Below are 12514 nucleotides of genomic sequence, written 5' to 3'. Positions count from 1 at the left end.
GTTGGTTCGCTGCGGAGGCCGGCGGCTCAGACCTTCTTCGCCACGCCGGCCAGGGCGTGGGCCTCGGCGCCGAAGCCCTCGGGGTCGCCCTCCGGGCCGATGTGCCACAGCGGAACCGGGACCACGCCGGGCTCGAGCAGCTCGAGGCCCTCGAACAGGTCCGTGACCTCGGCGGTGTCGCGCCAGTAGACCTCGCTGACATTGCGCACGTAGGTCTCCTGGGCGGAGGCGGGAACCTCCTCCGGTGCCGGCTTCTTGTCCATGCCGGCGTGCGAGATGACGACGTAGCTGCCGGGGGCGAGCTTCGCGGTGAACTCGCGCAGCATGGCCTTCGGGTCGTCGGCGTCGCTGACGAAGTGGAGGACGGCGGCGAAGATCAGGGCGACGGGGCGCGAGAAGTCGATCAGCTCGATCTCCTTCGACGCGAAGATGTCGCCGGGCTTGCGCAGGTCGCCCAGGAGCGACGCGGCCTGGTCGTTGCCCGCGAGGATGGCCTTGCCGTGTGCCACGGCGACCGGGTCGATGTCCACGTACAGCACACGGCTGTCGGGGTTGTTCTCGAGGGCGACCTCGTGCACGTTGCCCTCGGTCGGGATGCCGGAGCCGATGTCGAGGAACTGGTCGATGCCCAGCGCGGTCAGTTCCTTGACGGCGCGGCGCAGGAAGGCCCGGTTGGAGCGCAGGGTGCGTGGCAGCAGGGGGTTCTTGTCCGCGATGGACTTGGCGACGGCGACGTCGGCCGGGAAGTTGTGCGTGCCGCCGACCCAGTAGTCGTAGACGCGGGCGATGCTCGGCTTGTCGATGTCGACCTCGGGCGGTGCCCAGGACGGACGGTTCACGGTTGTCTCCTCTGTTGCGGCTGGCTTACGGGATGGGGACCGGCTCGAAGCTGCGCGGTCAGCGCAGACGGACCGGCAGGGAGGCGAGCCCGCGCAGGTTGAAGCTCGGCCGCCAGGGCAGCTCGCCCTCGGGCTGCGCAAGGCTCAGCCCGGGGAAGCGGCGGAACAGCTCGCCGAGCACGATGCGGCCTTCGAGCCGGGCCAGGGGCGCGCCGATGCAGTGGTGGATGCCGTGACCGAACGCCAGGTGCCCGGAGTTCTTGCGCGTGATGTCGACGCGGTCCGGGTCGGCGTAGCGCTTCGGGTCGCGGCCGGCGGCGCTCAGCGAGATGGTGATGAACTCGCCCTTGGGGATCAGTACGTCGCCCAGCTGGATGGGCTCCAGGGTGAAGCGCCAGGTTGCGTTGGCCAGCGGCGCGTCGATGCGCAGGAACTCGTCGATCGCGCTGTCCCAGAGGCCGGGGTCGGCCTCCAGCAGGGCACGCTGGTCGGGATTGGTGAGCAGCGCGAGGGTGCCGGTGTTGAGCAGGTTGACCGTGGTCTCGTGGCCGGCGACGAGGAGGAGGAACGCCATCGAGATCAGTTCGACCTCGTCGAGCTTCTCGCCCTCGTCGGTCGCCTCGATCAGCGCGGTCAGCATGTCGTCGGCCGGGTTCGCGCGCTTGTCGGCGATGAGGGCGCGCAGGTAGGCGACCATGTCCTGGCTGGCGTCGAGGGCTTCCTCGGTGCCCTGGCCGGAGGTGAGCAGGTTGGACCAGCGGCGGAACCGGTCGCGGTCCTCCGGCGGCACGCCGAGCAGCCAGCAGATCACCGTGAAGGGGACCGGGAAGCTGAGGGCGTTCATCAGGTCCACCTCGTCCTGGCCCTCGATGGCGTCCAGGAGTTCGGTGACCAGTTCGGTGATCCGGGGGCGCAGCGCCTCGACCTGACGCATGGTGAACGCCTTGGCGACGAGCTTGCGCAGGCGCGTGTGGTCCGGCGGGTCGCTGTCCAGCATGGTGGTGCTCAGCTCGGTCGCGAACTGCTTGCGCGTTCCCCGCTGTGCCTGGAAGTGCGCCTGCTTCTCGGGGTCCACGAAGTTCTGCGGGACCAGGCCGTAGCCGACCCGCATGTCCTTGCTCACCCGTGGGTCGGTCAGCAGCGCCTTGGCGTCCTCGTAGCGGGTCACCAGCCACGTCTTGAGGCCGTTGGGAGTGGCCACGAGGTGCGCGGGCGACTGCTCTCGCAACGGGGCGAGCGTGGGGTGCGGATCGCGTATGAAATCGGAGTCGAACAGCTCGAGCACATTGCTCGTCGTCGCTGCGCTGGCCACGTGGGGCTCCCTCGTATGGCGGCAGATTTATTCGTTCGCTTGGCGAGCTCTGACTTATTCCTCGGAAGTTATTCAGCCACAAGAAAAAGGGAGTTCCCACCCCGGTCCAGGCTTCTTCAAGCCTGTTTCAAGCGGATTCCCAATTCCGGCTTCCTCGCATGGGAATTCCACTTTCCGGATCCCTTGGGGCGACGGTGGGAGCCCGCGTGCCGGACCGTCGGCGGTCCGGCAGGGGGCTGCTTGTGGCGAGATTCAGTAACTCGCGAGCACCTGGTAGATCTCGAACGGGCGGTCCCGTTCGGTGTCGCGGAATTCACGCAGGGGCGCCGTCTGGTCCTTGTGCTCCGCGCCGCGCTCCCACGTCTCGAAGGACTTCCAGCTGTCCCAGTGGCTCACCACGACATAGCTGTCCGGGCGGCCCAGCTCGTTCATGAGCTGGTTGCCCAGCAGACCCGGGGTGCCGGCCATGCGACGGCTGGCCTCGTGATAGGCCGCCAGGACGTCCTCGCCCCGGTCGGAGAGGTGGTAGAGCACGACCTCCACGGCGGGGGTGGCCGTCATGCGGCCGCCCCGGAGAGGTTCGCGACGATGTTCATCGTCGTCATGGAGCCGCCGCTGCGGTACGGGTGCAGCTTGGTGCGGTGCTGGAGGTGGGTGTCACTGGACTCGAACTCGCGGAAACGCGGCTCGTCCACCCAGTCGCTGACGATGTAGTAGATGCCGTCCTCGTTGTCCGTCGTGCTCTTGGACAGCCACTGGCCACGATTGGCGGGGTGGCCGGTCACCGAACTGCCCACCTCCTTCCACACGCGCTCGAACTCGGCTTCCATACCGGGCTTGATCTGCATACGGAGCATGACCCGGAACGTCGCGTCGGTCACGTCAGATGCCTCCGTCGACGTTGAGGGTCTCGCCGGTGACGTACGCGGAAAGATCGCTGAGCAGGAAGAGGACCGGTGCGGCCAGTTCCTCGACAGTGCCCAGGCGGGCGAGTGCCGTCTTCTGGGAGTAGGTGGCGCGCAGCCCCTCGGCGCGCTCCGCCGGCATGGCCCCGAAGGCCTCCGTCTCGATGACGCCGGGCGCGACCACGTTGACGCGGATGCCCTTGCCGCCGAGTTCCTTGGCCAGCGAGCGGGTCAGGCCGATCATCGCGGCCTTCGCGGCCGTGTAGTGGGCGCGCAGCGGGATACCGGCAGCGGCGCCACGCGAGCCGATGTTGACGATCGAGCCACCGGCGCCGAGCAGCGGCAGGGCCTGCTGGATGACCCGGTACGAGGCGGTCAGGTTGGTGTCGAGGACACGCGACCACTCTTCGGCCGGCAGCTCGGCGAACGGTATGTGGGTGATCGTGCCGGCGTTGTTGACGATGCCGTCGAGCCGCCCGTAGCGGTTCTGGGCCTCCTCGACGAGCCCGTCCACCTCGGCGATCTCGCCGACGTCGGCACGCACGACGTGGTGGTCGCCGCCCGTCTCCTTGAGCTCTCGGCGCAGGCTCTCGACGTATTCGCTCTCCTGGCGGTAGCAGGTGAGCACATCGGCACCCGCGCGGGCGGCGGCCAGGACGATGCCACGTCCGATGCCCCGGGTGCCTCCGGTGACGAGCAGCTTCTTGCCGCGCAATACGAGTTCCACGGTGTTCCCCTCCTGTGGTGCGTCAGCGGATTCAGCTCGCATGGGCGGCGCGTGCGGCGGCCTCGAGCCTTTCCTTGATCAGGTTCATCTGGACCACGGTGTTGCGGTTGATCCGGTCCGTCATGCCCGCGTCGTCGAGCGGGGCGCCGTCCTTCATGTGGAAGTCCTGGGTCCACTGCATCCGGACGCCGGCGTCCGTCTGGGTGTACTCCCAGCGGATGTTCATGTACTCGAACGGGCCGGTCTCCACGCGGTGGGCGCGGACGGTGCGGGTCGCCTCGTCGGTGGTGCGCCGGGAGACCCAGCTCCACACCTTGCCGTTCTCGTCGGGGTGCAGTGCGAGCCGGAAGGTGACGGTGGGGCCGTCCTGCTCCAGGATCTCGGCGAGGGCGTACTCGCTGAACAACTCGGTCCAGGACGCCACGTCGTTGGTGCGCTCCCAGACCAGGTCCATGGGGGCGTCGATGACGACGGAGTTCTCGGTGTGGCCGGCCATCAGAGACGGACTCCGCTCGTACGACGGTTGAATTCGCTCATGACTTGCTGCCTTTCGCTTGTGCGGGGCTCACTTGGCGTGCTCGGTGCGGTTCCCGGCCCCCACGACCAGCGCGGAGGCGAAGCCGCCGTGCCCGCGGGCCAGTACGACGGCGGTCCGAGGCGCGGTGTGCCGGGGGCGGTCGACGACCAGGTCGATGCCCAGCTCCGCGGCGGGGCGGCCGGAGCCGGCGGTGTGCGGGATCACGCCGGCGCTCAGGCTGAGCAGGGCGGTCGCCACGTCCAGCGCGGCACCGCCCGCGTAGAGCCGGCCGGTGAGCGTCTTGGGTGCGGTCACCGGCACCCGGCCGGCGCCGAACACCTCGTTGATCGCGGCGGCTTCGGCGCGGTCGAGGTCCGCGACGCCGACAGCGTCGGCGAAGACGACGTCCACGGCGTCGGCGGTGGTCCCGGCGTCCGCGAGGGCGCGCCGGATCACCGCGGCGAGCACGGGCGGGCGTCCGGAGCCGGCGGGCGGGTCGAACCCGGCGGCGTAGCCGAGGATCCGGCCGTAGTGCGAGGCGCCTCGCTCGCGGGCGCCCTCCTCCGTCTCCACGACCAGGATGGCGCCGCCTTCGCCGGGTACGTAGCCGCGGGCGGCGTCGTCGAAGGGCAGGTAGGCGCGGGTCGGGTCGTCCTCGGTGGACAACGCGCCGGTGGACAGCTGGGCGCTCAGACCGTAGGGGCACAGCGAGGCGTCCGTACCGCCGGACAGCACCAGCCGGGAGCCGGTGTCCAGCAGCCGCCGGGACTGGCCCAGCGCGTCCAGGCCGCCGGCCTGCTCGGCGCAGATGACACCGCAGGGGCCGCGCATGCCGTGGCGGATGGACACCTGGCCGGTGGTGGCCGCGTAGAACCAGGCGATCGACTGGTAGGCGCCGACCCAGGCCGGTCCCCGCTGGTACAGGTTCTCCATCTCGTGCTGGCCGAACTCGGTGCCGCCCGACGAGCTCGCGGTGACCACGGCCATCTCGTACTCGGGCAGCTGCGCAGGGTCGGCGCCGGCGTCGGCGAGCGCGGCCTCCGCGGCTGCGAGAGCGACATGCGTGTAGCGGTCGGTCTGCATGATGAGGCGGCTGGGAACGTGGTCGCGGGCGTCGAAGCCCGGCACCTCCCCCGCCACCTTCACCGGGTACGAGGACGGGTCGAAGCGCGTGATGCGGCCCAGGCCGCTCTTGCCGGCCAGCACGGACTCCCAGTGCCGGCGGACTCCGATGCCGGTGGGGGCGACCACGCCGAGGCCGGTGACGACCGCGGGACGCCGTGGCCCTTCGGGTATGCCGAGCGCGCTCATGCCGCCGCCCTTCCGGTCCCGGCGCCGGGACGGCCGAGAATCATGGCGCTCTGGAAGCCGCCGAATCCGCTGCCGACGCTGAGCACGTGGTCCATCCGGTGCTCCCGGGCGGTCACCGGCACGTAGTCGAGGTCGCACTTGGGGTCCGGGACCGACAGGTTCGCCGTCGGGGGCACCACCTGGTGACGCAGCGCCAAGGCGCACGCGGCCACCTCCAGCGAGCCGATCGCACCCAGCGAGTGCCCGATCATCGACTTGATGGAGCTGACCGGAACCTCGTACGCGCGTTGCCCGAGGCTCCGCTTGAACGCGGCCGTCTCGTGCCGGTCGTTCTGCTTGGTGCCCGAGCCGTGCGCGTTGATGTAGTCGATGTCCTCCGGGTCGAGGTGCGCGCGGTCCAGGGCGACGCGGATGGCCTCGGCCATCTCGCGGCCCTCTGGCTTGAGCCCGGTCATGTGGAACGCGTTGGAGCGGCCGGCGAAGCCCACCACCTCGGCGTAGCCGGTGGCACCCCGGCGACGCGCCGACTCGGCGTCCTCGATCACCATGACCGCGGCGCCCTCGCCGAGGACGAACCCGTCGCGGCGGCCGTCGAAGGGCCGGGAAGCCGCGGCGGGGTCGCCGCCGGTGTTGGGCGTCGTCGCCTTGATGGCGTCGAAGCAGGCGGAGGTGATCGGCGACAGCGGAGCGTCGGTCGCGCCCGCGATGACGATGTCGGCAGTGCCTTCCTCGATGAGCTGGACGCCGTGGGCGACCGCGTCCAGGCCGGACGTGCAGCCGGTGGAGATCAGTGCGACGGGGCCCTCCGCCCCTGCCTGCCAGGCGACTTCGGCCGCCAGTGTGCTGGGGACCATGTAGCCGTACAGGTGCGGGACACCGTAGGTGTGGTCGACGAGCCAGTTCTTGCCGCCGTCCGACAGGACCGCGTACTCGTCCTCCAGACCGGTGGTGCAGCCGACGGCGCTGCCGATGCTGACGCCGATCCGGCCCGGTTCTGCGGCTCCGAGGTCGATGCCGCTGTCCTCGATGGCCTCACGGGCGGCGACGACCGCGAACTGGGCGGCGCGGTCCATCCGGCGGACTTCCTGGTTGCTCAGGCCCGCGGCCACCGGGTCGAAGTCGCACTCGGCGGCGACCCGGGAGCGGAAGTCCGACGCGTCGAACAGGGTGATCTCCCGGGTGGCCGTGCGGCCGTTGGACAGCAGGTCCCAGTAGGCGTCCCGGCCGATGCCGCCGGGGGCGACGGCGCCGACCCCGGTGATGACGGCACGACGGCTCATCGGGCCCCTCCGACGTCCGGGTTGGCGCCGCCCTCGACGAGCGGCGTCTCGGTGTCGACGTGGCCGAGCTCCGGGCGCGGCGCCAGCGGGGACAGGTGGAACACCACCTGTGCCGGTTCCTGGCCGGCGTTGACCAGGCGGTGGCGGACGCCGATCGGGACGAGCAGGGAGTCGCCCGGGCCGATGCGTACGGGCTCCCCGTCGAGGCTGATCTCCAGATCACCGGAGATGACGTGCAGGAACTCCTCGGAGTACGGGTGCAGGTGCTCGGTGACGTACTCCCCCGGGGACAGTCTCAGTGTCCCGCCGAAGCCGGAGGTGCAGCCGACGGTGCGGGGGCTGAGGGTGATCCGGATGTCGCCGCCGCGTTTGCGGTTGGCGGCGACGTCCTCGAGGTTGACCTTGCTGGGGTTCGCCGTCGTGGTCATCGCGTACCGCCCAGGGTCGGGCCGGACGGCTTGGTGGTGACGGGACCGTCCTGCGGGGTCCAGGTGTAGAACGGCACGGCCATCGCGTCGCGCGGCTCACGCCAGTTGGGGTCGTAGGGGGAGATGAACTCCTGCAGGCGGGTGTTGATGTCGTCGTACAGCGGGTGGCTGCGCGCCTTGTACAGGTTCGGGCCGATGTCCTGCTCGGCCTCGACGAGGTGGAAGTACAGGTCGTGGAAGGCGAACAGGGTCCGCCTGGAGACGCCCACCATGTGCGGCAGGTCGGTGCTGTCCGAGTCCGCGAAGACCTTGGCGACGCCCTCGGCGTCGGCGAGATTCATCCGCGCCACGATCAGTGTGCGGTGCACGTTGCCCTCCTGGCTTCTTCGGTCGTGACTCCACCCTCGCGGGAGGCTCTCGAAGCTGTCTTGAAGCGGTCTGGACCGGCGGCCCGGGCGGTCACAGCCGCAGGTCGATCCGGTACTCGGTGAGCCAGGTCTCGAGCTGCAGCACCATTTCCATGCTGGCCCGCTCGACCCAGGCGAAGGCGCCCTGCGGGGAGCTGCCGGCGGTCAGTGCGTCGGTGGTCGCCGAGGTGTCGAGCAGGGGCGCGACGGCGGCGCCGCGGTCGGTGGCCAGCTCGGTGAACCGGCGCCGCACGAAGTCCCCGTAGGCCGCCTCCTGGGTGGTGGGGTACGCGCTCTTCTTGCGCTGCAGTACGGCCTCGGGCAGCAGGTCGGCCACCGCGGAGCGCAGCAGGCTCTTCTCGACGCCGTCCACGCGCTTCATGGCGGCCGGCACGTTGTAGACGTACTCGACCAGCGCCCGGTCGCAGAACGGCGGTCGCAGCTGCACGCCGTGGGCCATGCTCATGCGGTCGGCGCGGTCGAGGTGGGTGGGTGCCCAGCGGGTGAGGGCGAGGTAGGTGACCTCGCGGGCCCGGCGCTCGGCGGGGGTGTTGCCGTCGATGTGCGGGACCTCGGTGAGGGCGTCGCGGTAGTGCTGGTCGGCGTAGCCGATGAAGTCGAGTTCCTTGCGCAGCCGGCGGTCGACCATGGAGGTGCCCAGGCCGCCCGCGGCGGCGTCGTGGCCGCGCTCGAAGGAGACCCACGGGAACGTCTGCGAGTTGCTGTGCTGGGGGTCGTAGGCCCAGAAGTAGCCGTTGAAGACCTCGTCGGCGGTCTCGCCGGAGAGCACGGCGGCGAAGCCCTCCGCGCGCAGCCGGGCGAAGAACTGGATGAGGGAGACGTCCATGTCGCCGAGCGGGGAAGGGGCGTCCTGCACGCGCAGGGAGGCGGCGTGCACCTCGGGGTCCGTGAGTGCGGCCGTGTCGAGGAGGATCTCGGTGTGCCGCGAACCGATGTGCTGCGAGGCGAGCGCGGCGAAGGGCGCGTCCGGTGTGGAGCGCATCGTGGGATGCGGCTCGAAGTTCTCGGTGTAGCCGGTGAAGTTCACGGAGAAGCTGCGCAGCGGGCCGGAGCCGGCGGCGGTGAGCGTCCGGTGGGCGAGGGCCGTCAGCGCGCTGGAGTCGATGCCGCCGGAGAGCATCGCGCCCACCGGGACATCGGCGTGCAGGTGCGAGGCGACCGCGTCGGCGAGCAGGCCGCGGACGGTGGTGACGGTGTCCTGGAGGCTGTCGGTGTGCTGCCACGCGGGCAGCGACCAGTAGCGCCTGTCGTGGCTGCCCGGGCGGCGCACGACGAGGACGTGGCCGGGGACGACCTCGCGCATGCCGCGGTAGACGGCCGTGCCGGGCTTGCGGCTGTGCGCGAACAGCTCGCGCAGGCCGTCGGCGTCCACGACCGGTTCCACATCGGGGTGGGCGAGGATCGCCTTGGCCTCGGAGCCGAAGATGACGCCGGTGGGCGTCGGGTAGTAGCTGAGCGGCTTGACGCCGAGCCGGTCGCGGGCCAGCAGGAGCTCCTGGCTGCGGACGTCCCACAGGGCGATCGCGAAGAGGCCCTCCAGGTGGCCGAGGAAGTCGGCGCCCCACTCCAGGTAGGCGTGCAGGGCGGTCTCGCCGTCGCCGCCGCCGGTGAACCGGTGGCCCTTGGCGGCCAGTTCGGTGCGCAGCTCGGTGTGGTTGGTGATGGCCCCGTCGAGGGTGAGGACCGCGACGGTGGTGCCGCCTTCGGTGGTGTGGGCGACAGGCTGCTTCCCCGACTCCGTCGGGTCGAGAAGTGCCAGGCGCCGGTGGGCGAGAGCGGCGTGGCCCTCGGCCCAGGTGCCCTGGCCGTCCGGGCCGCGGTGGGCGAGGGTGGCCGCCATGGCCTCGACGACGTCGGTCTGCGGGGCGAGGTCCCGCTCGAAGTCGACCCAGCCGGCGATTGCGCTCATCGGGAGGTCCTCTCGTTCACGGCGAGTTCGGTGGTGTCGCCGGTGTCGGTGGCGGTGGCGAGCGTGACGGCGACGAGGGCGAGCGGGATGCCGCTGACGGCGGCACGGAAGTCGTCCAGGCCGGGCGCTGGCCCGTCGGCCACGGTGATGCCGAGGCGGCGCTGGGCGGCTTCGGCGCCGTAGCGCTCGTACAGCTCCAGGTATCCGCGGGCGGTCGTCTCGGGGTCGGTGACCAGCTCGAAGCGGGCCGCGGTGCGCCTGCCGTTCCAGGTCAGCTCACCGTCGGCCGCTGCCCGGAAGTTGTGGCGCCAGGAGCTGCCGGTGGCGACGTACAGGGCGCCGTCGAGGCGGTGGACGCCCGCGGGCACGGTGTACGCGCGTCCGGTGCGGCGGCCCGTGAAGTGCAGCAGCGCGAGGTGGGCCGCGACCGGTCCGGGGTCGGGCCGGGAGAGGAGCGCGGTCATACGGGCGTTGGCGGCGGCGCGGTCCTCGTCGCCGGGCAGCGTCCGGGTGATGCGCGCGCCTGCCGTCGTGCTCTGCTCGATCGCGGTCATGACAGCACCACCGCGGCCGCGGTCAGGGCGCAGCCGGCGACGGCGAAGCAGGTGCGCAGCAGGTGCCAGTCGCGCCACTGGGTCCGCGGGTCGTCCCAGCCGGGGCCGATGTCCTCCGGCCGGGTCTTCTTGACCCGGTTGTTGATGGGGACGTTCCGGGTCTGGGAGACGACGGCGACTCCGGTCATGGCGAGCGCCGCGGCGATGAACAGCACGCGCGGCGCGGCCTCGTCGGCGCGCACGGCGAACGCCGCGTCGACGACGACGGAGCCGGACACGATGAACGGCATGATCCGGTCGTAGCGCTTGCCGAGCAGCTTGTGCGTGTCGACATAGCGGTCGGGGGTCATCGCGATCAGGGCGGGCATGACGCTGATCGCCACGGCGAACAGCACTCCCGCCACCAGCCCGGTGCCCAGCAGCACCAGCACACTCAGGGTTTCCACCACGGCCCGAGGCCCTCCCGTTCCACACGGATCGTCAACAGCGGTAAGGGCGACGGTTCCAGCGAGGCCTCGTGTACCGCTCGAAGCGGTCTTGACGGGCGGGCGGGTCCGGGCAACCGCGGCACAGGGCGCGTGCGCAGCCCGAGCGGCCCTCTAGCCGGGCCCTGTTCGCTGGCCGGGAGTCCGGAACCGCATCGGGACGGAAACGGCATCGAGACAAGGGAGCACATCCGGTGGCGGAACAAACCGACGTACTGATCGTGGGCGGCAGCATGGTGGGCCTCGCCCAGGCGCTGTTCCTCGCCCAGCAGGGCATCCGGCCGGTGCTCGTCGAGCGGCACACGCACATCTCGGCGCACCCGCGGGCCCAGGCGGCCAGTCCCCGCACGATGGAACTGATGCGTGCGCTGGGCCTGGAGCAGAAGGTGCGCAGGCAGGAGAACCCGCACGCGCAGTACGGCGACATCCTGCAGGTGGAATCGCTCACGGGCGCCGAACTGGGCCGTTTCGACGGGCCCTTCCGGCACGATCCGAACGAGGTCAGCACCACCGGCTGGACGCTGATCGGGCAGGACCGCTTCGAGCCGGTCCTGCGCGCGAAGGCCGAGGAACTGGGCGCGGACATCCGGTTCGGCACCGAGCTGGTGAGCTACGAGCAGGACGCAGACGGGGTCACCGCGGTGCTGCGGGACCTGCGGCACGACACCGAGACCACGGTCCGCGCGAAGTACCTCGTCGCCGCGGACGGGTTCCGCAGCCCGATCCGTGAGGGGCTGGGCATCGGCACGCACGGCCAGGGCGCCTTCGGGCGCCAGATGAACATCATCTTCCATGCCGCGCTCGACGAGTACGTCGCCGGCCGCGAGTTCTTCCTCTGCTTCGTCAGCAACGACAAGGTCAAGGGTGTGCTGGGCCGGCTCGACGACGCGGACCGCTGGGTGCTGGCGCCGAGCCTGCCGCCTCAGGAGACCCACGCCGAGTACTCCGAGGAGGACTGCATCGAGATGGTGCGGGCCGCGGTCGGCGTGCCGGACCTGGATGTGGCGGTGGAGTCGAGCAGCAGCTGGGAGATCGCGGCGCGGATCGCCGACCGGTTCCGCTCCGGCCGGGTGCTGCTGGCCGGTGACGCGGCCCATGTCATGCCGCCCACCGGTGGTTTCGGCGGCAACATGGGGGTGCAGGACGCGCACAACCTGGCGTGGAAGCTGGCGCTGGTGCTGCGCGGGCAGGCCGGTCCGCAACTGCTGGACACCTATGAGGAGGAGCGGATCCCGGTCGCCGAGTTCACCGTCGAGCAGGGGGTGATCCGCTATCTGCAGCGCAGCGGCCTGGACGAGGAGGTGGCGGCCCGGCACCGCCCGGAGACCACCGTGCTGTTCGGCCACGTCTACCGTTCGGGCGCGGTGCTGGCCGAGCCCGGCGGGGACGACGGCGCCCCGGTGGAGGATCCCACCCAGCCGTCGGGCCGTCCGGGCACCCGGGCCCCGCACGTGGAGCTGCGCTCCGGCGGCACGGACGTCCCGTTGCACGACCTGCTGACGGGCGGCTGGCGGTTGCTGGCCGGGCCGGACAGCGGCCTGTGGGAGAGGGCCGTGGGCGGCGTGTCCCGGCTCACCGGCATCGACATCGCCTTCCACCGGGTCGGCGGCGAGGAGCCGGCCGATGTGGTCGAGGAGTTCCTGAAGCAGTACGGGATCACCGCCTCGGGTGCCGCGCTGGTCCGCCCGGACGGGTTCCTGGCGTGGCGTGCGGCCGAGCAGCCCGCGGACCCGGCGGTCGAACTGTCGGCGGTCGTGCACCGGTTGCTGTCGCGCTCGGTCTGAGACGGCCTGCGCTCACAACGACGTGGCGCGCCTCC

Annotated in this window: 14 protein-coding genes; 1 reads left to right on the top strand and 13 read right to left on the bottom strand. The window is 71.1% G+C overall.

What is annotated here, in order from left to right; translation table 11 throughout:
* Positions 1-26: 26 nt before the first annotated feature.
* The 13 genes from ACQEV2_RS26305 to ACQEV2_RS26245 all read right to left on the bottom strand — a co-directional run bounded on the left by ACQEV2_RS26305 (position 27) and on the right by ACQEV2_RS26245 (position 10659).
* Complete coding sequence (locus ACQEV2_RS26305) at positions 27-839, bottom strand: SAM-dependent methyltransferase (RefSeq protein ID WP_433046262.1); 813 nt, start codon at positions 837-839, stop codon at positions 27-29.
* Positions 840-897: 58 nt separating this feature from the next.
* On the bottom strand, positions 898-2151 hold the full coding sequence (locus tag ACQEV2_RS26300) for a cytochrome P450 family protein (RefSeq protein WP_433046259.1): 1254 nt from the start codon (positions 2149-2151) through the stop codon (positions 898-900).
* 252 nt (positions 2152-2403) lie between these two features.
* Complete coding sequence (locus ACQEV2_RS26295) at positions 2404-2712, bottom strand: antibiotic biosynthesis monooxygenase family protein (RefSeq protein WP_433046256.1); 309 nt, start codon at positions 2710-2712, stop codon at positions 2404-2406.
* A complete protein-coding gene (locus ACQEV2_RS26290) occupies positions 2709-3032 on the bottom strand; it encodes an antibiotic biosynthesis monooxygenase family protein (protein ID WP_433046253.1) in 324 nt (107 codons plus the stop codon). Before ACQEV2_RS26290 ends, ACQEV2_RS26295 begins: the two co-directional genes overlap by 4 nt.
* Before the next feature lies 1 nt (position 3033).
* Positions 3034-3783, bottom strand: coding sequence for an SDR family NAD(P)-dependent oxidoreductase (locus ACQEV2_RS26285; protein WP_433046250.1), 750 nt, complete (start codon positions 3781-3783; stop codon positions 3034-3036).
* A 31-nt stretch (positions 3784-3814) separates the two neighbouring features.
* Positions 3815-4279, bottom strand: coding sequence for an SRPBCC family protein (locus ACQEV2_RS26280; protein WP_433046247.1), 465 nt, complete (start codon positions 4277-4279; stop codon positions 3815-3817).
* A gap of 69 nt (positions 4280-4348) precedes the next feature.
* Complete coding sequence (locus ACQEV2_RS26275) at positions 4349-5611, bottom strand: ketosynthase chain-length factor (protein ID WP_433046244.1); 1263 nt, start codon at positions 5609-5611, stop codon at positions 4349-4351.
* Positions 5608-6891: a beta-ketoacyl-[acyl-carrier-protein] synthase family protein gene (locus ACQEV2_RS26270; protein WP_433046241.1), complete on the bottom strand. Its 1284-nt coding sequence runs from the start codon at positions 6889-6891 to the stop codon at positions 5608-5610. The genes ACQEV2_RS26275 and ACQEV2_RS26270 overlap by 4 nt, the downstream gene beginning before the upstream one ends.
* Positions 6888-7319: a cupin domain-containing protein gene (locus ACQEV2_RS26265; RefSeq protein WP_433046238.1), complete on the bottom strand. Its 432-nt coding sequence runs from the start codon at positions 7317-7319 to the stop codon at positions 6888-6890. Before ACQEV2_RS26265 ends, ACQEV2_RS26270 begins: the two co-directional genes overlap by 4 nt.
* The gene (locus tag ACQEV2_RS26260) at positions 7316-7687 is read right to left on the bottom strand and encodes a TcmI family type II polyketide cyclase (protein WP_232655845.1); all 372 of its coding nucleotides are present in this window, start codon (positions 7685-7687) and stop codon (positions 7316-7318) included. The genes ACQEV2_RS26265 and ACQEV2_RS26260 overlap by 4 nt, the downstream gene beginning before the upstream one ends.
* Before the next feature lie 91 nt (positions 7688-7778).
* Complete coding sequence (gene asnB, locus ACQEV2_RS26255; RefSeq protein ID WP_433046234.1) at positions 7779-9656, bottom strand: asparagine synthase (glutamine-hydrolyzing); 1878 nt, start codon at positions 9654-9656, stop codon at positions 7779-7781.
* Positions 9653-10210: a hypothetical protein gene (locus ACQEV2_RS26250; RefSeq protein WP_433046231.1), complete on the bottom strand. Its 558-nt coding sequence runs from the start codon at positions 10208-10210 to the stop codon at positions 9653-9655. The genes asnB and ACQEV2_RS26250 overlap by 4 nt, the downstream gene beginning before the upstream one ends.
* Positions 10207-10659: a DUF1772 domain-containing protein gene (locus tag ACQEV2_RS26245; protein ID WP_433046228.1), complete on the bottom strand. Its 453-nt coding sequence runs from the start codon at positions 10657-10659 to the stop codon at positions 10207-10209. The genes ACQEV2_RS26250 and ACQEV2_RS26245 overlap by 4 nt, the downstream gene beginning before the upstream one ends.
* Positions 10660-10889: 230 nt before the next feature.
* On the opposite strand from ACQEV2_RS26245, the gene ACQEV2_RS26240 reads away from it, so the two are divergent.
* A complete protein-coding gene (locus ACQEV2_RS26240) occupies positions 10890-12479 on the top strand; it encodes an FAD-dependent monooxygenase (RefSeq protein ID WP_433046225.1) in 1590 nt (529 codons plus the stop codon).
* The last annotated feature ends 35 nt before the right edge of the window (positions 12480-12514 follow it).

The sequence above is a fragment of the Streptomyces sp. CA-251387 genome, assembly GCF_050936625.1.
Lineage (GTDB): Bacteria > Actinomycetota > Actinomycetes > Streptomycetales > Streptomycetaceae > Streptomyces.
The sequence above is the reverse complement of the archived record's forward strand: the minus strand, read 5'-3'. Positions and strand labels throughout refer to the sequence as shown.

Coding starts and splice junctions, on each gene's coding strand:
- ACQEV2_RS26275 (WP_433046244.1), bottom strand. CDS start 5,611: ATGAGCGCGCTCGGCATACCCGAAGGGCCACGGCGTCCCGCGGTCGTC.
- ACQEV2_RS26295 (WP_433046256.1), bottom strand. CDS start 2,712: ATGACGGCCACCCCCGCCGTGGAGGTCGTGCTCTACCACCTCTCCGAC.
- ACQEV2_RS26265 (WP_433046238.1), bottom strand. CDS start 7,319: ATGACCACGACGGCGAACCCCAGCAAGGTCAACCTCGAGGACGTCGCC.
- ACQEV2_RS26280 (WP_433046247.1), bottom strand. CDS start 4,279: ATGGCCGGCCACACCGAGAACTCCGTCGTCATCGACGCCCCCATGGAC.
- asnB (WP_433046234.1), bottom strand. CDS start 9,656: ATGAGCGCAATCGCCGGCTGGGTCGACTTCGAGCGGGACCTCGCCCCG.
- ACQEV2_RS26270 (WP_433046241.1), bottom strand. CDS start 6,891: ATGAGCCGTCGTGCCGTCATCACCGGGGTCGGCGCCGTCGCCCCCGGC.
- ACQEV2_RS26250 (WP_433046231.1), bottom strand. CDS start 10,210: ATGACCGCGATCGAGCAGAGCACGACGGCAGGCGCGCGCATCACCCGG.